This is a genomic window from Paenibacillus agricola, assembly GCF_011440305.1.
Classification (GTDB): Bacteria; Bacillota; Bacilli; order Paenibacillales; family NBRC-103111; genus Paenibacillus_S; species Paenibacillus_S agricola.
In genome coordinates this window covers 611,528-637,545 of sequence record NZ_JAAOIW010000004.1, presented here as the reverse complement: position 1 = coordinate 637,545, position 26,018 = coordinate 611,528, and the positions used below count along the sequence as shown (strand labels likewise).

Below are 26,018 nucleotides of genomic sequence, written 5' to 3'. Positions count from 1 at the left end.
GGGATTTGTGTTAACCGGGACTAAGGAATATCGAATAATCATGCGGTTATTCGGTGGCTCCTAGCAGAAAAAAGGGGTTTTGCTCCATGGGGGATTACGGTGATTACGCAGTTGATATGAAACGGATTGTCAAACGGTTCGGATCGGTTGTGGCCAACGATGATATCGATTTTGCGGCTAAGAATGGCGAAATTCATGCATTGCTCGGCGAGAATGGAGCTGGCAAAAGCACCATTATGTCGATCCTCTCTGGTGTGTACCGTGCGGATGATGGCGAAATTCATATTCGTGGCAAGCAGGAGCAAATTCGTAGTCCTAAGGATGCGATGAAGCTTGGGATCGGTATGGTGCACCAGCATTTTCGATTGGTGGCTGGGATGACAGCAGCGGAAAATATCGTATTGGGTGAGCGCGGCAGCATTTGGCGTGGCGGAGCTTGGATGAGTAAAAAGCTGCAGGAGCTTGAGGAGCTGTGCGAAAAGTTTGGGTTGAGCATACCGCTTTCGCGTCCAATATGGCAGTTGTCGGTTGGCGAGCAGCAGCGTGTGGAAATTGTGAAAACCTTATACAGGGGTGCACAAATCATTATTTTGGATGAGCCAACATCGGTATTGACTCCGGGAGAGGCTGACGAGCTTTTTCGAACGTTAAGAGCGATGAAGGCGGATGGCAAAACCGTGATTATTACGACCCATAAATTAAAAGAGGTCATGGCGGTCGCTGATGTGATGTCAATTATGCGCAAAGGCACGATGATTGCCTCCGTCCTCAAGGAGGAAACCTCGGAGGAGGAATTGGCTCGTTTAATGGTAGGCCGCACCTTGGAGACTGTTATGATTAACCGGAAGCGTAATATTTCGGGTACGGCGCTTTCAGTCACGGATCTGCATGTTAATGCTGACAATGGGCGTAAAGCGCTCGACGGATTAACCTTTGATGTAGGGCGTGGCGAAATTGTAGGTGTAGCAGGCGTAGCGGGCAATGGGCAAAAGGAATTGGCAGAGGCATTAACGGGTTTGCGGGCCTGGCAGTCCGCTGGTCGAGTCACCTATGATGAGTTTGATCTGCAAAAACCATCGGTGCGTAAGCTGATTGAGCATGGAGTAGCGCATATTCCCGAAAATCGGATGAAAAGCGGCTTGGCCGGCTCGTTGGATGTGGTGGACAATCTGCTATTCAAATCCTACCGCAGCTCGCTGCGCTCCAAATTCGGCTTTCTGCTTCGCAAACCGAATCGGCTCTGGTCCGATGGGCTTGTAAGTGAATATGAAGTGAAAACAGCAGGGCTGGATACACCGGTCCGTATGTTATCGGGAGGCAACCAGCAAAAGCTTGTGCTGGCACGTGAAGCGGAGCAAAAGCCCAAGCTCATGGTAGCCGTCCATCCTACTCAAGGGCTGGATGTTGGCGCTACAATGAGTGTACAGCAAATGTTATGCGACCTCTCTGATGGAGGGGCCGGGATTCTGCTTATCTCCGAGGATCTGGATGAAATCCTAAAGCTTGCCGATCGGATTTTAGTGTTATTCAATGGTCGTATCCAGGAAGAGTTTATTGCCGGTGATTTTGACCGCTCAAGAATTGGCCTGGCCATGGCTGGCATTGATGAAAGAGGAGGGGAAGCGGTATGAGTAAGGACCCCTCATCTATACAAATCCCAATAAAGGGTTCTTTGGATACTAAAGGAGGAGAGCCCAAACGCAAGTTGCAATGGGCGTTAAGTCCGAGCCCGTCCACCGCTTGGTGGGTGCCGGTAGTTTCTATTCTATTAGCGCTTTTGTTCTGTGCGTTATTCATCGGGCTTAACGGCATGAATCCGATCACGGTTTATGCCAAAATGTTCACCGGCGCCTTCGGCTCCAGCTACGGCTTTAGTGAAACCTTAGTAAAAGCTATTCCGCTGCTGCTTTGTGGTCTCGGCGTTTCCATCGCGTACCGTATTGGGATCTGGAACATTGGGGCAGAAGGGCAATTTATTGCCGGAGCCTTGGGCGCTACAGCAATTACTATAGGGTGGCCGGATTTATCAGGGGCATGGTCAATACCGGTGATGATGATCGCTGGAATTGCATGTGGAGCGTTCTGGGGCATGCTCACCGCCATACCTCGTACTGTATTCCGGGTCAACGAGTTGATCACTTCGCTGATGCTCAATTATATTGCGATATTATTGATGGATTATTTTGTATACGGGCCCTGGAAGGATCCGAAAGGGATGAATTTTCCGGGCACCCCCATCTTTTCATTAGGCCAACAGCTGCTTACTTTGGGCGGGACACGGCTCCATATGGGACTGATCTTCGGCTTGATTGCGGTCGTGATTTATGCGATCTGGATGAAGTATACAAGATGGGGCTATGAGCTGAGATTGCTTGGAGCGAATCCTAATGCAGCCATTTATGCCGGAATAGCGGTAAATAAACATATCTTTATCGTTATGCTCATTAGTGGCGGTTTGGCCGGATTAGCTGGCATGAGCGAGGTTTCCGGGGTTACGCATCGTTTGATGTATGGATTATCTCCAGGCTATGGCTACACGGCTATTATCGTTGCTTGGCTAGCGAAGCTGAATCCGGTTGGGCTTATTATTTCTTCTGTGCTGTTTGGTGGACTTATTGTTGGTGGCTACAGTGTCCAAACGATTGGTTTACCCGCATCATTATCCTTGATGCTTCAGGGCTCTATCCTATTTTTCCTGATCGCAGGCGATCATTTAGGACGCTATAGACTGCAACGCAGCCTGCCTAGCGTAAAAGCATAAGCGACACGGGAAGGGGCGATGATATTGGACTTTATGACAAGTTTGCTGGTTGCCGCGATATCTGCAGGAACCCCGCTGTTGCTGGCAGCGCTTGGCGGGATTTTATCGGAACGGTCTGGCATTATTAACCTGGGTACCGAAGGGATTATGCTAATGGGTGCCGTTCTCACCTGTATGACTTATTTACAATCGGGAAGCCTGGGGCTGGCTATCGTTGTAGCTTTGCTAGGCACAGCACTTTTAGGAGCCCTTCATGCCTTGCTTACGGTGACGCTCCATGCCAATCAAACCGTTAGTGGACTGGGCATAACGTTGTTCGGAACAGGCTTAAGTGCCTATCTGGGCAAGCCGTTCAGTGGGAATCCTGTTCCTGGAAAGCTGCCTAAGCTTGATATGACTTGGTTGGATTCAGTGCCCTTGCTTGGCAAGCTATTCGCCCATCAGGATGTTTTCGTCTGGTTCAGCTTTGTGCTTGTTATTGTGCTTCACCTGTTAATTTTCCGTACCTCGTGGGGCTTGCATCTTCGTGCGGTTGGCGACAGTCCAGGAACAGCTGATGTCATGGGAATTCCTGTTACCTTGTACCGGTACGCTTATGTGATCGCCGGCTCGATGCTGATGGGGCTGGCCGGAGGGTATTTACTGCTTGCTTTTTCCTCCAGCTGGGTGGAAGGCATGACTGCAGGGCGCGGGTGGATCGCCATTGCTCTTATTATTTTTGCCCGCTGGAATCCAGTGCGTGCTTTGTTTGCCGCTTATTTATTTGGCGGTCTCGATGCACTTGGTTTTCGAATTCAACTGACAGGCACGGAGATTCCTTCTTATTTCTTGAAAATGATCCCTTATATGATCACCATTATAGTATTGATGTATGTAGGCTGGAAAACACGCAACAAGCCTTCTGGCCAGCCAGAAGCATTAGGAACTCCTTATTTACGGGAGCAACGCCATTAACTGAGGAGGACAACATATGGCTATGGGAAGCAGTCCAGTTCCTGAAAGTTACAAGCGCGTATGGCAGCCTCGTTCGCTAACGGAAGCATGGAAGCTGAAGCAAGCATTGAAGGGTCAAGCCGTTTTTGTATCCGGAGGGTCGCTTCTAAGGACACAATGGGAGTCGGGCACAGCAAGCATGCCCGCTCATTTGATTAGTCTCGAAGCGATTCCTGAGCTCCATCGATGCTATAGTAATAATATGGAAATTAGCATAGGCGCGGGTATAACGCTGGCAGATTGCCAGCTTAAGGAGGAAACGCCACAATTGCTGAAGGATGCCTGCCGCAATATTGCCGCACCTTCGATCCGCAGGCAAGCAACGCTTGGAGGAAATATACTTTCAACAGTAGGGGATTCGATACCTGCGCTGGTCGCAAGCGGTGCACAATTGATATGGTTTAATGGCCAATCGAGCGAAGTCCAATCCGTGGAAGAATGGACCCTGCAAAGAAGCGCAAAAGGCGCGGTCAAGGAAGAGCGAATTTTGCTGGAAATACGCTGGAGCCGCCCCAAAGCTTCACAGGCGTCACCACATAAGGTCCATACCTTTTATGAAAAAGTAGGGCGTAGAGAAGGCTTTTGCCCTTCTGTTGTAACTGTAGCCGGGGCATTTGGGTTAGACATGTCAGGAGTGATCCACGAAGTTCGCTTAGCCGCAGGCAGCGCGGCTGCCATAACAGTCCGCCTATCCGATGCTGAAGCGTTGCTGGAAGGCGCGTGCTGGAGTACAAATGTAGCCGAGCCAATTCATCAAGCGGTGATGAATCAATTTGATGGGGGCACAGATGCCTTTTCTTCCAACACTTATCGAAAACGTACAGCAGCTAATTTGATTGTTGCGATGCTCTGGAGCCAAATTATTAATAAATCATCATAAGAGAGGCGGGATCATCATGCTGCTAGATAAAGATACGGCAGGAGGGCGCTGGCACGTTCGTCCAGATGGCCCGGATAAGGTTACCGGCCAGCTGACCTATTTAACTGACATGCAGCTTCCCGGCATGCTGGTTGGTAAAATATTAAGAAGCACTTATGCGCATGCCATCATTATAAGGATTGATACTAAACGAGCCTTGGCGCTTGCCGGTGTCCACGCGGTCATTACCCATCAGGATGTTCCGGGAATGAACCGCTTCGGGATTGCATTCCCCGACCAGCCGGTATTGTGCGAGGATCGCGTTCGATATATTGGCGATGCAGTGGCTGCTGTTGCCGCAGAAACTGAAGAGCTGGCTGATTATGCACTATCTTTAATTGAGGTCACCTATGAACCTCTTCCGGTGGTCGATAGCCCTGAAGCAGGGCTAAGGGAGGATGCTCCCCAATTGCATCCAGAGGGCAATGTGCTCCACCGTACCGAATATGCACGCGGTAACAGCGGGAATGCGTTTGCGGAATGCGTTTTTGTGACGGAGAATACGTATCTGACACCTCGACAAATGCACGCTTATATGGAAACGGAAGGGGGTCTGTTTATACCTGAGGAAGATGGACGCCTAACTGTATATGCGGCTACCCAGCATGGCTTTAAGGACCAGATGCAGCTTGCGCGAATTTTGGCCATTCCAGAAGCCGATATCCGTGTTGTATCGAGTCCCATTGGCGGCTCCTTCGGTGGGAAGGATGAGCTGAATATCCAATCCTTTGGCGCATTGCTTGCACTGAAAAGCGGGCGTCCCGTCAAAATCCACAACTCTCGGTTTGAGTCGGTTCGCTCCGGCTTGAAGCGGCATCCGATGAAGGTTACGATGAAAACAGGCATGGATGCATCCGGGCTGCTTATAGCCCATGAGGTGAGTATCGTTGCAGATACAGGCGCCTACGCAACATTGGGTGCCCCCGTGCTTAATTTCTCGACCGAACATGCTCAAGGTCCCTATTTGATCCCCCATGTATCACTGGCGGGTGTCTCTGTTTATACGAATAACGGAGTGTCCGGTGAATTCCGCGGATTCGGCGGCAATCAAGTCATATTTGCCTTGGAAGGGCAGTTAGACCGCCTGGCCGAGCTGGCAGGGCTGGAGCCATGGGAGCTTAGACGCCGTAATCTTCGGGACACGGATTCGCCGGGACCTTACGACCAGCGTATCGTGCCGACAGAGGGAGCAAGGCAGGTGTGGGAATCGGTAGCGGGCTCGAAGCTGATGGCCAAGCGCAGCGATAAACGGCTGTCAGGCATCAGCGCAGATGCAGGCGGTCCTGGTGCTCCCTGGATACGCCGAGGGATTGGCGCCGCCATTGCTATGCATGGCTCAGGTCTTGGTTTTGGGCTGCCGGACCCTGCCGGAGGCCGCTTAAAGCTGAATGCGGAGGGCAAGCTTGAAGTCGCTTTTGGCTATGAGGAGTTTGGTCAAGGGCTGCTGGCTTCCTTGCAAATTATGATGATCGAGCGATTTGGCTGCAGTAAGGAAGACTTGGAGCTAGTCATTGGAGATACCGCTCGGGTTCCACATAGCGGCTCGACTACCGCATCAAGGGCAACAAGCATGATGTGGCAATCGCTATCAAGGCTGGGGCCGCAATTTACACAACAGATTTTGCACCAAGCTTCCTTGTTAACGGATTTATCTGCCGATTTCTTGTCAACTGGACAGGGAGGGATTTACAATAAAGCTGGGGAATTGCTCATTAGCTATTTGGATGTGGCGAGGCAAGCTGAGGCTCTCATTGAATGTGAAACGGAGTTTCAATTCCCAACAACACCGGATCCCATTATCGGAGCCCACTTCTTGCACACCTATACGGCATTGGCTGTTGAGGTTGAGGTTAACCTGCTAACAGGCCAGGTGAAAGTGGTTGATCAATACCATGCAGTGGCCGCAGGGCCGGTAGTGAATCCGATGGGCTTTGTCGGGCAAATCGAAGGAGCCAGTAATATGGCGCTCGGATTTACTCTGACGGAGGATGCAGTAATGAACGAAGGGCTGTATAAGACGAATAATCTGGATACGTATTTAATTCCAACAATTAAGGATACGCCTTGGAAGTTTGAGCTCGATGCGATTGAAGCTTTACCTGAGGGCGATGCTTTTGGCCCGCGTGGTGTAGGTGAAATTGGGACAGTAGCAGTAGCGCCAGCTATTACAGCTGCTGTCTATCATGCAGTAGGCAAATGGGTATCACAATTACCAATCCGTCCAGAGGAATTGCTGTCGGATCAACCTTATGCTTGGGGGAGGGAGTGGGATCATGAAACAACAGCCTCCAACTGATCTGATAAACGAAACGCAAGGTGCGCCACTTCGCTGCACTTTAAATGGCCAGCTTTTAGAGCTTGATGTACCCACGACTCGGAGAGTTGTTGATATACTACGTGAGGATTTGGATATGACGGGCACCAAGCTATCGTGTGAGATTGGGCGCTGTGGAGCTTGTATGATTCTGGTTGATGGGGAACCGATGAATTCCTGTTTGCTGATGGCCTACCAAGTTGAAGGACGTAGCCTTACTACCATTGAAGGGCTTTCTGATGGCAACCAGCTTCATCCCGTGCAGCAAGCTTTTTTGGATGAAGGCGGCTTTCAATGCGGGTACTGCACTCCTGGTATGGTTATTTCGATGGCGGGGCTGTTGGAACATAATCCGAATCCGACAGCTGAACAGCTAGAAGAAGGGCTTTCCGGTAATCTATGCCGTTGTACGGGTTATGGAGGCATCCTGCGTGCAGCGAATGCCGCTGTTAAAGGTATGAACTCGACTGGCTGCTGTGCTGGGCGCGAAAGGTGTGAGCATCCAAGATGAAGCTATATACAATCGGACAAATCAATAAAATGGCACGACCTGATTTTTTGGAATTATTGGGCTCGATTTTTGAGCATTCCCCTTGGGTAGCTGAAAGGGCTTATCCTTACGGCCCATTTAAGGACCGCTTTTATTTACATCGCACTATGCTTGAAGCCGTTTATTTGGCACATCGGGAGGAGCAGCTTGCTCTAATCCGTGCACATCCTGACCTTGCAGGTCGCCTGCAAATGAGTGAAGCCTCTGTCCAGGAGCAAAAGGGCGCTGGCCTAAGTGATCTATCTCCCGAGGAATTTACTGAATTTACTGTATGCAATACGGAGTACACGAGGAAATTCGGCTTCCCTTTTATAATGGCTGTGAAAGGAAGCTCGAAGGATCGCATTTTGGAAGCAATGAAGCAGAGGCTCCACAATGATTATGAAGCAGAAATCAGGCAGGCCTTACTTGAAATAGCAAAAATTAGCCAGTTTCGAATTGAGGATATTATTGGCAGTGGTGAGGACGAAGGCATGAATAAACCGTCCAATAAAAGGACCCTGTATTATGGTAAAGGGGATGTGCTCGTTTATCGCACCTATGTGTCGCCACTAAAGGTTGAGCCTATTGCCGAATCGACTTATACAGGCACAGATAATGTTATATTCGCCCTGAATATCAAGATTGCAGTTAGTGGGGATGCGTTTTTGCCTTCCTTCACCGCGGCTGATAATTCGATGATTGTAGCTACAGATTCGATGAAAAACTTTATTCTGCAGCAGGCTGCCAGCTTTGAAGGGTGCACTGTAGAAGGCTTCCTGCTTTTTATTGCAACGAAGTTTCTGGATACTTATGCCCATATGAACGGGATCGACCTTACAGCTGAGAGGCTGCCTTTTGATCCTATGAAGGTTCCTTCGGCTGATGGTACTCTTGAAGAGAGTGGACTTGTATTCCGTCGTTCACACAACGAAAGCGGAGTGTTTACAGTTAAGGTGGAACGTTCGGTAGATGGCGAGGGCATTGAGCTCGTCAAGCAATCGGCGGTTATTTCCAATCTTCAGCTTATTAAAGTGAGCGGCAGCTCCTTTGCCAATTTTATTCGTGATGAATACACGACATTGCCGGAAAGCTTCAATCGCCCTTTATTTATTTATTTGGATATCGGTTGGTCCTATGCCAATGCGTTGGATGCTGAAACCGGAGAAAACAATCGATATGTAGCACCTGAGCAAATTAGCGATATTACCCATACCGTTTTTCATCAGGAAAGCAGTGAATCTATTCAAAGCTTGATTTATAAAATAGGATTAAGGATCTTAGAGCGTTTTCCCCAGCTGGGAATTATCTGGTTTGAATCAAATAATCGCACTTGGGAAACCGTTGTTGATGCCATCGCCGGCTCCAAGGGCCAGGTGTACACGGAGCCAAGACCCCCTTATGGCTTTCAAGGATTTTCAATGACCCAAGAGGATTTGGTCGAAGCCAAAAAAATTCGCACATTGGAATAAGGAGGGCAAGCGCCATGAATGGACGACTGACTACCCATGTACTCGACCTGTCTTGCGGCCTTCCTGCCCAAGGGGTGCGTATAGAGCTATTTCGGATCACAACAGAGGAAGGCAGCGTCAAGCTGGCCGAATCGATAACGAATACCGATGGAAGACTTGATGCACCCCTGCTTACTGGCAATGGTATGCTGAATGGATTTTATGAGCTGCTGTTTCATGTTGGCGATTATTACCGAAGCCGAAGCGATGAGTGGAGCGGCCCGATGTTTTTGGAGGAGGTGCCAATCCGCTTCAGCATTGCCAATTCGCAGGATCATTACCATGTGCCGTTACTGGTTGCACCTGGAGGCTATAGCACCTATAGAGGGAGCTAGCGGGGAATGTTAGCTAAGATTGTGTTAGCTAGAAGACCATGTTAGCTAGAAATAGCAAAATGCTGAAAAAATAGCTACCACCTTGTAGCTGCCTGATAGAGCGATTAGTTAATTACCGGCTGGAAGGAGAAAGGCTATGCTTGATTTGAAAATTACCGGTGCACTTGTTGTATTAAAGCACGAGGTAGCACGGTTAGATATAGGGATATTGGATGGGAAAATCGTTCGGCTTGCTCCGGATTTGACAGAGCAGGCCTCCGAGCTGGTCGATGGTTCGGGATTGCATGTGCTTCCGGGTATGGTGGATGCCCATGTGCATTTCAATGAGCCGGGTATGGGCCACTGGGAGGGTTTTGCAAGCGGGTCAGCCGCACTAGCGGCAGGAGGCTGCACGACATTTATCGATATGCCCTTAAATGGGCTGCCTCCGACCGTTACTGTTGCGGCTTTGCATGAAAAGCTGTTAGCCGCGGAGCAATCCGTTGTGGACTTTGCCCTTTGGGGCGGACTGGTTCCGGGCAACCTGGAACATTTGGAGCCGTTATCCGCGGCAGGGGTTATCGGATTTAAAGCTTTTATGTCCGAGCCTGGCGGAGATGGCGTAGGGAGATTCGAGCGTGCGGATTCAGCAACCCTGCTGGAAGGGATGCAGCAAATCGCTAAGCTGGGAGGAATCCTCGCGCTGCATGCGGAGGATGAGAATATGGTTGTAGTCATGGCCGAGCAGGCCATTAGCCACGGGCAGCTAAGCGCTTATGACTATGCTGCATCCAGGCCGATTGCTGCCGAATGCTCGGCGGTTCGGCAAGCGTTGGCAATGGCGGAGCAGACAGGCTGCGCTTTGCATTTTGTCCATATTAGCAGCGCTGAGGCGGTTTGGCTAATTCAAGAGGCCAAGGTCAAAGGAATGGATGTTACCGTCGAGACCTGCCCTCATTATTTGGCGTTAACGGTGGACGATATGCAAGCGGATAAGCATGGGACCATTGCTAAATGCGCACCACCGCTTAGAAGTCCGGTCGAGCAAGCAAAGCTGTGGGATGTAGTGGCGGCAGGGCATATCGATATGATTGCCTCTGACCATTCTCCAAGCCCGTTTGAGCTAAAACAAAGCGACAATTTCTTTGAAGCTTGGGGCGGGATTGCCGGAGCGCAAAGCTCGCTTGAGCTAATGGTTGATGAAGGACATTTGAAGCGAAAAATTGCGTTGCCCTTGATTAGCCAGATGCTTTCGCATGGTCCAGCCAAACGTTTTGGACTTCATCCGCGCAAGGGAGAAATCGCGCTTGGCAGCGATGCAGATCTGGTGCTGGTCGATTTGGCGAGACCCTATACACTCGAGCAAGGGCATCTGAAGCAACGCCATGCTTATAGTCCCTATGTGGGTCGGCAGCTTTCCTGCAGAGTGCTGGCTACCTGGGTCCGTGGACGGCTAGTTTACCAATGGAAAGAGTCCAAAGCATTGAATAAATCTATCATGCCAATTCTAGCTGGAGAAAAGCCAGCTGGTATTTGGCTGCAGGGGCATTCCTAAAAGGCAGGGGGTATTATCATGAGCAAGCCATACAATGAAATCGTCTCAAACACAGATGCACTTATACTTAGATTTGCAAGAGAAGCCGACGATATGCTGAATTGGCTGGCGCAATATGGTGCTGCCCCGGAAGGTGGAGTGACTAGGCTGCTCTATACGCCTGAATGGCAGCAAGCCCAGCAGGCGCTTGCAGAACGAATGGTATCCGTGGGGCTTACACCGTACCTGGACGATGCCGGTAATTTATTTGGTCGTCTGCAAGGCATGCAGGAGGGTGTAATTGTGACAGGTTCACATCTTGATACCGTTGCTCATGGAGGGCGGTTTGACGGTGCATATGGAATCGTTGCAGGGGTATTGGCTTTAGCCTATTTAAAAGAAAAATACGGATCGCCGCAGCGTTCGATTGATATCGTTTCCTTTGCCGAGGAAGAAGGCAGCCGGTTTCCGCTAACCTTCTGGGGGTCGGGTACAATGACAGGCAGGTATTCAACGGTAGAGCCGCCGCTGATCTATGATGCTGAAGGAATTACGCTGCAGGCAGCGATGGAGGCTGCTGGATTTGGACAGGGGAACGATTACCGTTCAGGAGAAGGCGGGCAAGGCGGGGCGTTAGCGCCCGCGGCGGGTAATGGCATTCAGCCGATAAAGGCTGGCGACGATCGCCCGCAAGCCTATGCGGCTTCAGACTGGAAGGCTTTCATCGAGCTGCATATTGAACAGGGCAGCGTGCTGGAGCGGGAGGACCGGCAAATCGGCATTGTCCAAGGCATTGTCGGCCAGCATCGGTATACGCTTGAGGTAAAGGGTGAGGCGAATCACGCAGGCACTACGCCGATGTCTTACCGCAAGGACGCCTTGGTTGGAGCCAGTGAAATGGTGCTCGCCATCCGCGAAGCAGCAATTGCCTATGGCGAACCGATGGTGGCTACGGTAGGGCGCCTTGAGGCCAGTCCCGGTGCTTCGAATGTTGTTGCAGGAAGTGCGGTATTCACACTGGATGTTCGGCATCCGCAGATCGTGGTGCTTGATGAATTTTGCGAATCGCTTTTGGTTAAGCTCCAGCTCATTGCTGAGCAGGCTGGGCTTAGCTTAACGGTTAATCCATGGATGAAAGCTCCGCCAGCGATGATGAATCAGGAGCTTACGGATTTAGCACGGCAAGTATGCGGCTCCAGAGGCTTTAGTAGCCGTGATATGTATAGTGGTGCTGGGCACGATGCGCAAGTATTGGCTCCTATTTGCCCAAGCACTATGGTATTTGTGCCTAGCCGGGCAGGGATTAGCCATTCGCCTGATGAATATACGAAGCCAGAAGAGCTGGCTACAGGAATTATTGTTTTGATCGATATTTTATATGCATTGGCTTACAAGGAGGATACATTATGAAGCATTATCGGGACCTGGCTCCGTCCATAAGGACCATTATGACACCGGGGCCTGTAGAGGTCGACCCACGTGTACTTCGTGCTATGTCACTTCCCATTCTGGGGCAATTTGATCCCGAATTTACAGATATAATGAACGAAATGATGGAGATGCTGCGCCTGCTGTTCCAAACCAATAATCAATGGGCTTTTCCGATTGACGGCAGCTCGCGTTCAGGCATTGAAGCGGTGCTGACCAGTCTTATTGAGCCTGGCGACCGCGTGCTGATCCCAATTTATGGGCGGTTCGGTAATTTGCTCGCCGAAATATCCGAGCGTTGCGGCGCCGAGGTGCTGACCATGGAGCAAGAATGGGGTTCTGTATTCGAAACCGATGACATCATAGCCAAAATTCGTGAAACGAGTCCCAAGCTGGTAGCGATTGTACATGGTGAAACCTCGACCGGGCGGATGCAGCCGCTTGCCGGGATTGGGGCAGCCTGCCGGGAAGTCGAGGCTTTGTTCGTAGTTGATGCCGTAGCGACAATTGGCGGTACCCAAGTATTGACGGATGAATGGATGATCGATGCTGTAATCGGAGGTACGCAGAAATGCTTATCCGTTCCATCCGGTATGGCGCCGATTACATATAATTCCAGGGCAGAGGCTAAGCTGAAGCGGAGAAAAAGGGTCGAACGAGGCCTGCGAGACGCATCTAACGAAGCCATTCCAGAAGGTGTTATCATTCGCAGCAATTATTTCGATTTAAGCCAGCTTCAGGATTATTGGAGCCCGCTTCGACTGAACCACCATACGGAAGCGACCTCGATGCTTTACGCACTTCGCGAGGGTGTCAGGCTGGTGCTTCAAGAGGGGCTCGATCAGCGGTTTGCCCGCCATCAGCTTCATGGAGAAGCGCTCGTTGCAGGGCTCGAAGCTATGGGGCTTACCCTATTCGGCGATCCGGCCTGCAAGCTCCCGATGGTAACCTGCATCCATATTCCGGATGGCGTCGATGGGGAAGCAGTGCGCAGCATGCTGCTACTGGATTTCGGCATTGAAATCGCCAGCTCCTTTGGTCCTTTAAAGGGGAAAATATGGCGAATCGGCACGATGGGCTTTAGCGGCAGCAAACGAAATGTCCTGCTTACGCTCGGAGCCTTGGAGGCCTGCATGCTGCGACAAGGCTTTAAGGCGGCTGTAGGGAAAGCCGTCCAAGCGGCGATGGACACCTACAACAGGAGGAATGACAATGAATAACGTGATGCCTATTGCTTATCGGGGGATGGTAGCAACTCCACATTATTTGGCTAGTGGAGTTGGTAACATGATCCTCCAGCAAGGCGGAAATGCATTCGATGCTGCGGTTGCCATAAGTGCGACGCTTGGCGTAGCTTATCCGCATATGACCGGCCTTGGCGGGGATAGCTTTTTCCTTATTTATGATGCCCAGCAAGGCGAATTAAAAGGCTTAAATGGCACCGGTAGAGCTGGCAGTCAATTGACGCCCGAATTTTATCGGGGCCAAGGCCTTAGCTCCATTCCACAACGAGGCATTGGAAGTGTAGTGACCGTACCCGGTATGGTTGATGCCTGGTGGGAGGTATCATCAACCTATGGCCGACTCCCATGGAAGCAATTGCTGGAGCCTGCGATCGAATATGCCGAACATGGCGTACCGGTATCTCGTGATCTGGAGCGTTGGATACTAAAGGACCAAGCCCTTTTGCTGGCTGACCCCTCCCTGTCTCGAACCTTTATGCCTAATGGCGTTCCGTTAAAGCAAGGTGAGCGGCTGGTGCAGCCTGAGCTGGCAACAACCTTAATAACGATCAGCATAGAAGGAAAGGAAGCTTTTTATCAGGGAGCCTTGATGCAAAACATGGTTGCTGCAATGAAACAAGCTGGCGGCATGCTGGATGAGCAGGACTTTCGTGACCATCATTGCAATTGGGTGACACCGCTCACCACCACCTATAACGGCAGTACACTAGCCCAGATGCCACCGAATTCCCAAGGCTTTTCGGCGCTGCAAATGATGAATATGCTAGAATTGGCTAATCTGTCGAGTATCCCTCGTGATTCGGCTGATTTTTATCAATTGATTTCAGAGGTTACCAAAAAAGCATTTCGCGACAGGGATGCTTACTTAACCGACCCGGTTTTTGCCAATATTCCATTAGAACGGCTACTGTCCAAGGAACATGCAAAATCGCTTTACGATGAAATCCAGCTTGCCTCCCCAGTAGGTGATGTTTTTCAATCCCAAGCCATGGGGCAGGATACGGCCTACGCGGCGGTCATTGATGATGCAGGAAATGCGGTATCGTTTATTCAAAGCTTATACTTCGATTTCGGAAGTGCCTATGTAGCAGGAGATAGTGGAGTCATCATGCAAAATCGCGGCTCCTTCTTTTCTCTAGATGATGAAGCCGTTAATGTACTTACACCTCATAAAAGAACATTTCATACATTAATGCCCGGTATGGTGCTGCGTGACGGAAAGCCTGTGCTGCTGCTAGGTACACAAGGCGGAGAAGGGCAGCCTCAGACTACAATTTCCTTATTGACTGGTGTGCTGGATTATGGCTGCACGATCCAGGAAGCTATTGCGCTTCCGCGTTGGGTATACGGGCGAACCTGGGGAGAGGATAGCGATACGTATAAGATAGAAAATCGCGGACTCGACCAGACGATCAGTGAGCTGGAGCGCAGAGGCTATTTGGTGGAGCCATTGCAAGGCTGGGATCCGGTCGTAGGCCAAGCACAAGGCATCAGCATCCAGAAGGACGGCAGCTTTAGCGGTGCAGCCGATCCGCGTGGCGATGGTCTGGCTATTGGTTGGTAAAAGACGGATGAAAGTATGCTGAAGTACCGAGCTTCAAAAATGAAAAAGGCATTTACAACTTTTTGAGTTGTAGATGCCTTTTTCTATCTATGTCAATTTGGGGGATAAGAATATCTTACAGCTTGTTTATGAAAATAAGCTTAATGGAGGCTTAAGGTTAGATGATAATTTGATTACCCTCTGGGACCCTCCCTATAGGGAGGGCCCCAGAGGGCGCTGCCCTCTGGACTCCCGTTTGTGCGAGAGTGGAGGACGGATTGGAGCTTGGATGGAGTTGTTTCTGCGTATGCTCGCTTACCGTCCCTCCGGGACACGCTTTACTGGGGAAGCGGGTGGAAGGATGTGGGTGTGATGCGTATGCTCGCTTACCGCCCCTCCGGGACCCGCTTTACTGGGGAAGCGGATCGTAGACGAACGGTGGACGGTAGAGTTGCTTGGCAGAGAGGCAAAGAGGCAAAGAGGCTGTCCCTGACGGGATTTCTGTCGTGGAATCGATGAGAAAGAGCAGCCTTTATTGCACTTTTAGCTATTTGGATAGGTGAAGCCCATGTAAGACCTGGTGCTCAACTTCGTGCAGAAAGCTGAAAGGCTTCGGCCACTAGCTGATAAGACCTTTGTCTTGCCACTGGATCTGGCAGCATCGTCATCATCATAATTTCTTCCGCTAACGCCGAGTCAGCTATCTTACGAAGCTTGGTTGCCACAGTCTCCGCACTGCCGATGACATAACGTCCCGCATTGGACCTACGAATCTGCTCCTCTTGAGGGGAGTAGCGGTAGTTTGCCGCTTCCTCTAGCGTAGGGAAAGGCAAGGCGAATTGCCCGGTCCCCCATCGCGTCCATTGGATTTCCATTGGAGCCGCTAGATATTCCGCTTCTTCATCCGTCTCCGCGCAGACAACTTGAATCGCGATCATGCTACGTGGCTCGGATAAGAAGCGGGAGGGCTTGAAGTTTTTTCTGTAAGCCTGGAGCATCGTCACTGCTAATTCCGGTGAAATATGGGCGGCAAAAGTAAAGCCAAGTCCATGGTTAGCTGCAAATTTCATGCCGCCATCACTAGAGCCCAGCATATAAATGTCCGGTATAGTGGTAACAACCGGATTAGGTGTAATGCCGCTATAAGCATGGCTTGACGGAAAACCGCCTGTGAAAAAAGCAAGCAATTCCTCCAGCTGCTCAGGGAAATCATAGGTTTGTACCTTATCCCAGGAGCGCCTTAAAGCATACGCCGTGTTGCCGTCGGTTCCGGGCGCCCGCCCAATCCCAAGGTCAACCCGCCCGGGATAAAGCGCTTCGAGCGTAGCGAAGCTTTCGACTACCTTAAGCGCACTGTGGTTGGGCAGCATGACGCCACCGGAGCCGACTCGCAGATGGGTAGTTTGCGCTGCTACATAGGCGATTAATAGCTCGGGTGCACTGCTTGCCTGATGAACCGAGCCGTGGTGCTCGGCGAACCAATACCGGGTATAGCCGAGCTGCTCGACTTTTTTCGCAAGCGACAATGCTTCAACCATTGCCTGGGCAGTGGATTGCCCATTCCATATACTCGCTAAATCCAAAACCGACAATTGATAGCTTTTATTCGTTGATGCTGAAGCTGATGTCATCATAATCCCTCGCTTTCCCAGGCTTGTGCAAGCCTTTCATAAGAGCGCAAACGCGCTTCGTGGTTGGGAATCCGGGTGCTGACCATGATCTCATCTGCACCTGTTTCCTCTGCAAGCTGCTTCAAGCTTTGAGCCATCCGCTTCGCGCTGCCAACAAGATTCTGCGATCGAACCGTAAGGCGCACCGCCTCCTCTTCCTCGGTAAACGAATAGGCTTGAGCCTCTTCATGGGATGGGAAGGGCGCTAACTCATCCGAGCGAAGCTGGATTTCGTAGAGATCCTGTGCTCTTGCCAATTCTTCGGCTTCTGCATCCGTCTCTGCACAGATCACTGAAACGATAAGCATGCTCTTGGGTGAGGAATGGAAGCTAGAAGGCTGAAAGTATTTGCGATACGCTGCCAGCACGGGCACAGCCAATTGGGGAGCTGCATAGTGGGCGAAAGCCAAACCAAGTCCATATTGGGTCGCCAGCTGAGCGCCGCCCTCTCCGGCATCCAGCAGCCAAACCTCAGGCAGGGTAGAGAGCGCGGGGGTGACTACAATTTTGCTGAATGCACGATCACCAGCGAAAGAACCAGAAAGAAAAGCAAGCAAGTCCAGCAAATGCTCATTAAATTCTTCCGCAGCTAGTGGATTTCGGGCGCGATGCAGCGCAATTGCTGTTAGTTCATCGGTACCCAATGCTTGCTGGAGGCCTAAGTCAATTCTATGGGGAAACATCGCTTCAAGTGTGCTATAGTTTTCAGTTATTTTTAAAGCGCTGTGGTTTGGCAATAAAGTGCCGGATGAACCCACACGAAGCCTCGATGTAAGGGCAGCAATATGTGCTGTGAGCAGCTCGGGCGTGCTGCTTGCCCGATAAGGATGGTTATGGTGCTCAGGTAACCAAAAGCGTGTATAGCCAGCTTTTTCCGCATGAATGGCAAGCTCGGTAACTTGGCGCAAAGTGTCTACAGCATTCACATTGTTATATAGAAATCCTTGCTCCATTACAGATAGCTTCACACTTCGGCTATTGGATCGTGGTTGGTTAGACAATGGTAATTCCTCCTTTACCTCAATAAAAGTAATATAGTTAGTATGCTAATCAATTTAACATAGTTCAGCCTGCGATTGATACAAAAATAGCCAGTGGGAATAACTGACAAAAATAAATGGCAGCTGGCCACTTAATGGCTTTGCAGGCAGGATCTGCTTCTTCGATCGGTACATGTTCACTAACCGCTTTTTTATGACAAATTGTTCAGCATCTGCTGCAGTACACGCCTTAACAACAGGCGCTCCTCCAGATGGATGCCATCAAGAAGCTTCTCTTGCTGCTTTTGCCACATTTGTTTAATGGGCTGCTCGAGCGCACGACCTTCATCAGTCAAATAAACGCGCGTAATCCGCGCATCGGCTTCGTCCTGCTGGCGGTGGACAAGTCCATACTCCTCAAGCTTTTTAATCATATTGCTTGTAGTAGGCGGCTCACAGCCCAAACGCTCGCTTAATTGGATCTGAGTGATGCCTTCTTCTTGCCATAATTGGCATAAGGCATGCTCCTGACCGACATGGATATGTAATTCGCGCAGCGACTGCGAACAATCCCTACGCATTTGCGACCACATTTTGCCGAGGATTATGCGAATTTCATCATCAACCACAACGATCATCCTCTCGTTATTCATTAGCACCCTAATGTTATCACTTGGTTTTATTCACGTCAAATTTCAGCTTAATTTGCTTCCAAATAAAAGGCTACACCCGCATGCTCATTGCAGGCACGGATCGAAGCATGATGATAGGCAAGAATTTGCCGGGAAATTGCGAGACCTAGCCCAAATTGCCCATCAGCGCCAGTTTGAAATTGCTCGAATATCGTCGCCAATACCTCCTCATCAACCGGTGGACCATCATTCCATATACGCACGGTCCATTTAGAAGGAGAAGCTGCATTAGAGCCATCGGCACTAACAAGCTTGCTGTCATTTTCACCAGATTCATCTGTCGCCAATTGCGCCAATTGCTCGAATGTGATTTTAATTTCGCTGTTGGCATAACGCATCTGATTGTCCAAAACATTTTCAATCGCGACACTCCATTGCTCGGAGTCACCTTCAAGCAGTATCGGAGGCAAGCTTATTTGCCAGGTTAATTCCTGCCTGCGATATCGGAGCCGTTCGGTGCAGTCGCCTATAATTGCTGCCAGGTCGAATTTGCCAGACTGCCGCTCACGTGTGGACAAATAATTCAATTTATTTAAATATAATAAGTCCTTAACCCGTTTTTCCAGCCGGACCGCTTCACTCATAATGGTTTCTACGCTTGCTGTAACCGAGCCCTTCGGATAGATCCCATCTAGAATGGACTGGGCATAGCTATGAATAACCATTACGGGCGTTTTAAGCTCGTGCGATATATTTTGCAAAAAGAATTGCTGTGCTTTATCCTGGCGAACAAGCCGTTGGCGCATCGATTCAAAAGCCTGCGCCAGCCGACCCATCTCATCCTTGCGGTTAAGCACAAAGGGCTCATGCCAATCCCGCTCGGCCATCCGGGCTGCCTGCTGCTCCATCAGCACTAGCGGGCGTGACAAATAACGAGCGAGCCATAAGCAAGGCAGCCAGCTGGCCATAATCAACACGACAATAAGCAGCATGAGCCGCCAGAACATCGTCATGACCAAGTCATTGCGGTAATTACCCCAGGCATACGAAATCATATACCCTGTATTTCCTTCGAACTGCTCCTTGCTTATCACATAAAACATCGTGCGCTCCGCAATACTGAGCGAATAGCTTTGGGTTTCTGCTTGCTGATTGCCTGCATCCAGTTCAATCGCCTGAACAAATGGCTGTGGCAATGTGCTGGCTATTGTCGCAGGAATGCTTTTTTGTGCCATGACTACATGCTGAATGCCAGGTCCATTAGTGGTTGGAGCAATTCTTAATACAGTTGAGGCGGAAACTTTTGCTACCTGGCCTTCGGTTACCATAGTCCCGGTTTGTAGCATCATGGGTGGCTCCTGGACAGTCGCATTGAGCTCTGGATCATTTGCCGGAGCCGAAGCTGGTGTCGTCGTAGCTGGAGCTGCTGTAACCTGGCTATTCGGGGTAAGTGGACTCGCGTTTAGATTCGGACTAGTCCTCATTGCTGAGCTGGCTTCTAAAATTGGAATCGCACTGGTTGGCATAACCCAAACTGCGGATGAGCTTGGATTAGCTGACGTCTCGGAGCCATTTACAGGGCTTGGACTAGCTGCCGTCCCCGAATCCTTAGTAGAACCTGGACTGGTTAGCTTGGTCCAATCTGTGAAAGTAGCTGAATCAGCAGATGCAGTGACTTCATTAAACGGAGCTGGGCTTGTAGGAGTAGCCAGGCCGAAGCTCGTTCCCTGAGTAGCAGTCAAGGGTGCAGGTACCATTGAGGGAGTGGTAAAAGCAGCATTATTGGGCTTTAGATTAATGCGAATGACATCTTTGGGAACTGCCTTTTGCGAATCCAATAAAATATCATAAATTTGCTCCGTAAAAAAACCTTTGAGCGTCCATGGCAGAGAAAAAGCGAGCAGCATAAACAAGGATAAGGTGAGGGAGGCAAAGACGAGCCAAATTTTGAGCACCAGCGGTATATTTTTCATAGCTTTACCATCCTGTAGCCATAGCCGTATACGGTTTCGAGCCGCAGCTCCGGCATTTTTTTGCGCAGCCTTCTGACCAAATCGTCGACAACCCGATCCGAGCCAAAAAATTCATTTCCCCACACAGCTTGTAGTACCTGTTCACGCTCAAGCAGTTGTCCGGCATTTGAAGCCAAATAGAGCAGCAGGTCAAATTCTTTGGAGGTTAAATCCAAAAATTGTCCGTTGCCGTCGTCATATGCCATTCTTGCGGGTATATCGATCCGGTAAGTTGACAAAAAAACAGTCGTATTTTTGTTTGGAGGGTCTGCAGCCAGGCTCTGGAGCTTTTCGCCATAAATACGTTCCAGCAGCTTTCTGGTACGGATTACGAGCTCCCGGGGGAGGAAGGGCTTAGCCAAATAATCATCACTGCCCAGCTCCAAGCCAACGATTCGGTCAATATCCGCGTCGCGTGCGGAAATAAAAATGACAGGGAGCTTGTCATGGTCTGCCTTAATTTCACGAATCAATTGATAGCCGTCAACTCCCGGCAGCATAATATCAAGAATCCAGAGATGAGGGCGTTCCTTGAGCGCCTTTCGGGCTTCGTTGCCATCCAGGAAAGTTTCGACCTCCCAGCCCTCGTTACGCAAATAGGAAGCCAATACTTGATTTAAATTACTTTCATCCTCTACCAAAAAAATTCGGAACACTCGTTTTCTCCCCTTTATCGACTTCCGTTGCTAGGTTGGATGGTGCCATTAAACGATGGAACGGAAAAAGGACGCAACGTATGCACGTCCATCCCCGAAATCTTTATAGCTTATTTAGTAGGTTCAACCGCAGGTGTAGCTGGGGTGCTGATTGCTCCTTCGCCATGCTCGGCTTGAAATTGTTTTTGTTGTTCTATGGATTTGTTCATATTGTCGGTAGTTTGCTTGTAATCCTCTAACAGCGCAGGCAGCAATTCCTTGATTGAAGCTGCATCACCCGCATCAACCGCTTTGGAGAAGTCTCCTTGCAGCTTGGCTTGCGGAGAAGTCGAAGTTTCTTTTGCCATAGCAGACATTTCATTTATTATACCATCTTGTAAAGGGGAACCAACTGGATTATTTTGGGATATTTTTAAAGTGGCATGCTCTTTATTAATAAAAGTTACATGAGCCTTTTGATCACCTGCTTGAATTTCTTTAACTGCAAATTCACCATCCACTGGCTTCGCCGCTATTATCTGGGTAGCTTCACTAGAAGTGGCTTCTCCGCTTGGCAAAGCTGGATAAGTCCGGATGGTGATCGTTTTGCTGAATTGTTCCGCAGCTTGTTTGCGTTCTGTAAATGCGTTGCTCCAAGCTTGCTCACTGTCCGGTGCATACGCTTTGACCAGCATCTTCAAATAATTTCGTTCGTGCACGGGATTGCCCAACAGTCCAAAGCCTGCGGGATGAGCCATAAAAACTCCGCCCAATGTTGAGGTGCCTAGACTTACCTTCATAGTTGTGGGTACCGTCATCGTTTGATCTGCTTTGGGAACGCTATCCGTTTGATCATCCGCCGCTGCGGCCGAACCTGCCAAACCCATCGTTAGTGAAAGCAGCAATAGTCCTGTGACAGCTTTGTTCGTTTTTTTCTTCATGTGTATTCTCTCCCTATATTCGGATTAGTTGGAGCGGGCGTCCCAGTGGTCAGTGGGATGTCCCTCTCACAACTTCATCCTAACAAAACAATACGGGATGATTAACGTAACTTTATGGGAAATTGTGTGAATCACCTATTTGACGTTATCTGCCATCCGGGAAGCTTGGCGAAATTCAACAATATTTACTGTCCAAAGACCATTTATCATTGGTCTTCCTTATCAGAACGATAAAAATATGATGTAGCGCGTGCACAGATATTTAAGCTTGCAGATAATTGTTTGCTTTCGTTCAATTTGAGGTAAAATACACTTGAGGACTATTCTCAAAAGAAACATTATCGAATGAATGGGTTTGCTCGATATACAATGGATATACAATAGTACTCACATAAGGAAAAGGGGAACAGGAATGAAAAAAATCCCGATATGGTTAGTTGCACTTCTTTTGCTATTCATGTGTTCACCGCTTTATGCGGCAGCAGTACCTGGGCAGATTAATTATGTGAATGATCCGATTGGTTTATTCTCTACAAGCCAAAAAAGCCAGATTGAAGAGGCGGTCAAAGGAAAAGAGCTTGAGGTTGTTGTGTTGACAGTGCGTGGTCTAGATGAAGCTGCTGGTGAAAAGCTGGCTAACGATGTGTATACCAATTGGAAGCTGGATGCCAACAAATTGATGCTGGTTGTTACCGTTGATCCGAATTTTGTGCATTTGGTCTATGAAAATCCGGCACTGGCTAATTCAGTCTCTAACAGTGCCGCCCAAAATGCCAAAGGTATCGTAGATCGCAGCTTTGTACCTTTAGCTAGCCAAGGCAAGATTGCGGAAGGTGTTATTGCCGTCAGTGCTTACGTGAATGCACTTCAAGCCGGAGCTTCTACAGGCGGACAAGGGATATCGATTACCCTGATTCTTGTTATTCTGGCTGTCGCCGTAGTATTGGTCATTGCCATTTTCATTATATTCAAGCTAAGACGGGTGGCAAGCACGAGGAAGCATTTGGAGCAACTAAAAGGCATACAGTCAAAGACTGAGCTCTCCATCAGCAAGATGGTGAACGCTGAAATATTTAAGGAGCTCGAGGGCGGTTACCTCCAAGGCGAAACGCTCAAACAGGTGGCGGATGTTGAAACTGCCGCTATGCAGCTTCAGCAACAATCCCAGCAGCTCCAGGAACGGCTTGCAGCCCAACAGGTTAGCTTCACAACCCAAGCGGCGGCCGAGCAAAGCCTCCAAGCGCTGGAGCAGGAAGCGCAAACTCATGCGCAGCAAGTCAAGGAGATAGAGGTCCGTTTGGCTGCTATCGAGCAGCAATCCTCCGGTGTAAGGCAATCCGTTGAAGCGGAAAAAGCGAGAACGCAGCAGCTATCTGCTACGATTGAGGCTTTAGCAACGGAAACCTCATACCCTCTTACGGCGATGAAGCAGCAATTGCAGCAAGCCCAACAATTATTAGCCGAGGCCGATCAATTGGATGATTTTGATTATGTTAAAGCATCCCATCCGATCGAAGCCGCCACAGGGCAAGTGGATACTTTAACTGAAGCGATATCACAGTTGAAGCCATTAATAGCCGCTGCCCCGCAGTTTCTCCCCCGTACTCAAGCCTTGGAGCAGGAGCTTCGGCAGCAGGTGGGGCGAGAGCAGCTTATGCTGGTGGATGCAGATCCTTTCCGTATGCTCAAGCAGGCAGAGGCGGATATCAATCGATTAAATCCGTTAATTGAAGCGGGTGCTGTGGATGAGGCGCGGCAGACAGCTACTACAATAGAAGAAACACTGCTGCATGCCAAGGCGGCCGTCGATCAAATGGTCAGTAACAGGGACACGTCAAGAGCCACAGTTCGGGAAATTGAACAGCTTCTTTCCCAATTACAAGAGTTCGACCGCGAATACCAAGCTGCTTTTGCCCAAATCCAAGCTCGATTTGCAAATGTCCATCAGCAGGAGCAAAGCACCAGATACAGCTCTATTATAAATGATAAGCAAACGCTTGAGGCTTTACTGGTAGAGATTCGCTCCGCTCTTGATCCACGAGTGCAAACCTACAAGCTGGCCCAGGAACGAAGTGAACAGGCCAAAGCTGCGATTTCACAAATCAAGCAGGCACGTGAGCAAATTCTGGGATATAGGGAGCATCTAGATGATAGGCTCCAGAGCGCAGCCGAACGTGCGGATGCCAATAAAAGCCGTTTCTATCAAGCAGTCTCAACCTTGGAGCAGCAACAAATGGATATGCCGGAATTGCATAAGCTCATGGCGAATATCGAAGCTGGGATGAGCGACCAGCCAACTAAAAATAAGCAAGGCCTCGATGTATTCGAGGTAGAGCAACAATTACAGCAGCATGAGGCGCTTATCGACCAGTATACACATCGTGTCGAGCAACTCGTACAAGAGAAAAAAGACACGCTTCAACAATTAAGACAATTTCAGGATGAATTTGTAACCAGGCAAAATCGCTATGGCGGCTCTATCGGACTAACCCCCTTCTCCAATAATTATACAAAAATCCAAATCGAGGGTGAGCGCTTAATCGCGATGGGATTATTTGCGGAGGCGGTTCAGCAAATTTCTACCGGTCGCCAAATTCTTTCGCAGATGGATCTGGCCTACCAGAAAGCACAAGAATTAGAGCGCCAACGTAATAACAGAGGTGGACCTGGTGGGGGCTCGGGTGGTGGATCAGGGCGTTCCTCAGGCAGCTCTGGCTGGGGTGGAGGTGGACGATCGTCAGGGAGCTCAAGCTGGGGTGGCGGCTCATCAGGCGGAGGAAGATCCTCGGGCTCATCTAAATGGTAATGTAATCAAAGTAGGTTCCGCCTTATTGCTTAGGGACGATTGGGCTATCTACACCCAAATTGCTTTTAATGTATTTGGTATGACCTTTATGCTAGGCATGGCGTTTTTTATCGCGGCATCAACACTTGTTGGCCAGGCGTTGGGTGCGGGCAAGCCTGATTTGGCAGAAACGTATGGCTGGAAGGTAAGGAAGTTTGGCAATGTGATAGCTGGTATCATATGTCTTTCATGGGGGATTGCCGGCATTTGGGTAGCCGCGGCGGCGGATTAATTCAGCCGTTCCGTGCTGATTCATGCAAGATTTAAAAAGGCAGATGGAAGACGATTCGCGTCTAACCGGCTCTAAACGCTCTAAATGCAAAGGTTCCCTTACATAATAAACATCCCAGCTGGCAACAATAGGCTTGCATGAGCCAGCAAAGGATGCGATTTTATGAGGAAATTTGTGTTAGCGGCCTTCTTTTTTCTGAGTGTATCCCTATTAGTGAATCCTAACTCCCCGTTCGTTTATGCAAAGGCCCCTTTGCCTTTAGAGGCTTTACAAGAGGAGGGTGTGTATGTCGAAATTAACAAGAAAAACAATCTGCTGACCGTTTTTGTCAATGGTCGAAGCACTTATCGCTTCCAAGTAGCGACGGGTCGCAGTAATGGACTTACGCCAGAAGGCGAATTTCATATTGTAACCAAAATCGTCAAGCCATGGTACGTACGCAAGCAGATCCCGGGCGGGCATAAGGACAATCCATTGGGAACCAGGTGGCTCGGCATCAGTGTTCCAGGTACGGGTGGATATAGCTACGGCATCCATGGCACGAATCGCCCTTACTCGATTGGCAGGCACGCATCCTCGGGATGTGTTCGCATGCACAATAAGGATATTGAATGGCTGTACCGCCATATTCCACTAGGTACAAAAGTAATTATTAAATAGGAGGTATAGGAATCGCCAACTCGGAGCATAATAGGATTAGCGATGAAAAGAGAGGTGTGATTCCGTTGAACTATTCAGCGAAAGATCCCAGGAACAAAGTATTAGACTCCAGATAGAAGCGGAGGGATGTGCCAAAGACACGTTAGCGTAGTACTTGTACTGCAATAAAGTGGCGTAGGTTTCGGACCAGCTTTTGGATAGAGATTTAGACTATGACCGACATTTCATTCATCGCTGAGAAGGATCCTGCAAAGGATCCTTTTTCTTTATGTGCATTTATCATCCAAAAGTACTAAAAAGTGCATTACATTCACATCTTTT

The 26,018-nt window shown here is 49.5% G+C and carries 22 protein-coding genes; 16 read left to right on the top strand and 6 right to left on the bottom strand.

Annotated elements, in window-relative coordinates:
* Positions 1 to 86 precede the first annotated feature (86 nt).
* The 13 genes from G9U52_RS14385 to G9U52_RS39250 all read left to right on the top strand — a co-directional run bounded on the left by G9U52_RS14385 (position 87) and on the right by G9U52_RS39250 (position 15,609).
* Positions 87 to 1,631, top strand: coding sequence for an ABC transporter ATP-binding protein (locus tag G9U52_RS14385; protein ID WP_166150562.1), 1,545 nt, complete (start codon positions 87 to 89; stop codon positions 1,629 to 1,631).
* Positions 1,628 to 2,761, top strand: coding sequence for an ABC transporter permease (locus tag G9U52_RS14380; protein ID WP_166150561.1), 1,134 nt, complete (start codon positions 1,628 to 1,630; stop codon positions 2,759 to 2,761). Before G9U52_RS14385 ends, G9U52_RS14380 begins: the two co-directional genes overlap by 4 nt.
* Before the next feature lie 33 nt (positions 2,762 to 2,794).
* Entirely contained in the window at positions 2,795 to 3,715 is a 921-nt protein-coding gene (locus G9U52_RS14375; protein WP_311764864.1) for an ABC transporter permease, read from the top strand.
* 16 nt (positions 3,716 to 3,731) lie between these two features.
* Positions 3,732 to 4,634, top strand: coding sequence for an FAD binding domain-containing protein (locus tag G9U52_RS14370; RefSeq protein WP_166150559.1), 903 nt, complete (start codon positions 3,732 to 3,734; stop codon positions 4,632 to 4,634).
* 16 nt (positions 4,635 to 4,650) lie between these two features.
* Positions 4,651 to 6,969, top strand: coding sequence for a xanthine dehydrogenase subunit D (pucD, locus tag G9U52_RS14365; protein WP_166150558.1), 2,319 nt, complete (start codon positions 4,651 to 4,653; stop codon positions 6,967 to 6,969).
* Positions 6,947 to 7,498 carry a (2Fe-2S)-binding protein gene (locus G9U52_RS14360; RefSeq protein ID WP_166150557.1) on the top strand — a complete coding sequence of 184 codons (552 nt, stop codon included), beginning with the start codon at positions 6,947 to 6,949 and terminating at the stop codon, positions 7,496 to 7,498. Before pucD ends, G9U52_RS14360 begins: the two co-directional genes overlap by 23 nt.
* The gene (gene pucL / locus G9U52_RS14355; RefSeq protein WP_166150556.1) at positions 7,495 to 8,988 is read left to right on the top strand and encodes a factor-independent urate hydroxylase; all 1,494 of its coding nucleotides are present in this window, start codon (positions 7,495 to 7,497) and stop codon (positions 8,986 to 8,988) included. Before G9U52_RS14360 ends, pucL begins: the two co-directional genes overlap by 4 nt.
* Before the next feature lie 14 nt (positions 8,989 to 9,002).
* Positions 9,003 to 9,362 (top strand): hydroxyisourate hydrolase, encoded by a 360-nt coding sequence (gene uraH / locus G9U52_RS14350; RefSeq protein ID WP_166150555.1) that lies wholly within the window; start codon positions 9,003 to 9,005, stop codon positions 9,360 to 9,362.
* 136 nt (positions 9,363 to 9,498) lie between these two features.
* The gene (locus tag G9U52_RS14345; protein ID WP_166150553.1) at positions 9,499 to 10,896 is read left to right on the top strand and encodes an allantoinase; all 1,398 of its coding nucleotides are present in this window, start codon (positions 9,499 to 9,501) and stop codon (positions 10,894 to 10,896) included.
* Positions 10,897 to 10,914: 18 nt separating this feature from the next.
* Positions 10,915 to 12,285 (top strand): M20 family metallo-hydrolase, encoded by a 1,371-nt coding sequence (locus G9U52_RS14340; protein ID WP_166150551.1) that lies wholly within the window; start codon positions 10,915 to 10,917, stop codon positions 12,283 to 12,285.
* Positions 12,282 to 13,523 carry a (S)-ureidoglycine--glyoxylate transaminase gene (locus tag G9U52_RS14335; RefSeq protein WP_166150549.1) on the top strand — a complete coding sequence of 414 codons (1,242 nt, stop codon included), beginning with the start codon at positions 12,282 to 12,284 and terminating at the stop codon, positions 13,521 to 13,523. Before G9U52_RS14340 ends, G9U52_RS14335 begins: the two co-directional genes overlap by 4 nt.
* Positions 13,516 to 15,111, top strand: coding sequence for a gamma-glutamyltransferase (gene ggt / locus G9U52_RS14330; RefSeq protein WP_166150547.1), 1,596 nt, complete (start codon positions 13,516 to 13,518; stop codon positions 15,109 to 15,111). The genes G9U52_RS14335 and ggt overlap by 8 nt, the downstream gene beginning before the upstream one ends.
* Before the next feature lie 237 nt (positions 15,112 to 15,348).
* Positions 15,349 to 15,609 (top strand): hypothetical protein, encoded by a 261-nt coding sequence (locus G9U52_RS39250; RefSeq protein ID WP_207952957.1) that lies wholly within the window; start codon positions 15,349 to 15,351, stop codon positions 15,607 to 15,609.
* A 65-nt stretch (positions 15,610 to 15,674) separates the two neighbouring features.
* Here G9U52_RS39250 and G9U52_RS14325 read toward each other — a convergent pair whose 3' ends face one another.
* The 6 genes from G9U52_RS14325 to G9U52_RS14300 form a co-directional block, all read right to left on the bottom strand.
* Positions 15,675 to 16,724 (bottom strand): LLM class flavin-dependent oxidoreductase, encoded by a 1,050-nt coding sequence (locus tag G9U52_RS14325; protein WP_207952956.1) that lies wholly within the window; start codon positions 16,722 to 16,724, stop codon positions 15,675 to 15,677.
* On the bottom strand, positions 16,721 to 17,761 hold the full coding sequence (locus G9U52_RS14320; protein ID WP_166150545.1) for an LLM class flavin-dependent oxidoreductase: 1,041 nt from the start codon (positions 17,759 to 17,761) through the stop codon (positions 16,721 to 16,723). The genes G9U52_RS14325 and G9U52_RS14320 overlap by 4 nt, the downstream gene beginning before the upstream one ends.
* Before the next feature lie 191 nt (positions 17,762 to 17,952).
* A complete protein-coding gene (locus G9U52_RS14315) occupies positions 17,953 to 18,393 on the bottom strand; it encodes a MarR family winged helix-turn-helix transcriptional regulator (RefSeq protein ID WP_243767325.1) in 441 nt (146 codons plus the stop codon).
* Between the two features lie 47 nt (positions 18,394 to 18,440).
* The gene (locus tag G9U52_RS14310) at positions 18,441 to 20,345 is read right to left on the bottom strand and encodes a HAMP domain-containing protein (RefSeq protein WP_166150543.1); all 1,905 of its coding nucleotides are present in this window, start codon (positions 20,343 to 20,345) and stop codon (positions 18,441 to 18,443) included.
* The gene (locus G9U52_RS14305; protein ID WP_166150541.1) at positions 20,342 to 21,040 is read right to left on the bottom strand and encodes a response regulator transcription factor; all 699 of its coding nucleotides are present in this window, start codon (positions 21,038 to 21,040) and stop codon (positions 20,342 to 20,344) included. The genes G9U52_RS14310 and G9U52_RS14305 overlap by 4 nt, the downstream gene beginning before the upstream one ends.
* Before the next feature lie 110 nt (positions 21,041 to 21,150).
* The gene (locus G9U52_RS14300) at positions 21,151 to 21,960 is read right to left on the bottom strand and encodes a hypothetical protein (protein ID WP_166150539.1); all 810 of its coding nucleotides are present in this window, start codon (positions 21,958 to 21,960) and stop codon (positions 21,151 to 21,153) included.
* 412 nt (positions 21,961 to 22,372) lie between these two features.
* On the opposite strand from G9U52_RS14300, the gene G9U52_RS14295 reads away from it, so the two are divergent.
* From G9U52_RS14295 to G9U52_RS14285, 3 genes are all read left to right on the top strand, one after another.
* Positions 22,373 to 24,766 (top strand): TPM domain-containing protein, encoded by a 2,394-nt coding sequence (locus G9U52_RS14295; RefSeq protein ID WP_166150537.1) that lies wholly within the window; start codon positions 22,373 to 22,375, stop codon positions 24,764 to 24,766.
* Complete coding sequence (locus G9U52_RS39970; protein ID WP_207952955.1) at positions 24,717 to 25,037, top strand: MATE family efflux transporter; 321 nt, start codon at positions 24,717 to 24,719, stop codon at positions 25,035 to 25,037. The genes G9U52_RS14295 and G9U52_RS39970 overlap by 50 nt, the downstream gene beginning before the upstream one ends.
* Before the next feature lie 162 nt (positions 25,038 to 25,199).
* Positions 25,200 to 25,697: a L,D-transpeptidase gene (locus tag G9U52_RS14285; protein ID WP_166150535.1), complete on the top strand. Its 498-nt coding sequence runs from the start codon at positions 25,200 to 25,202 to the stop codon at positions 25,695 to 25,697.
* Positions 25,698 to 26,018 lie beyond the last annotated feature (321 nt).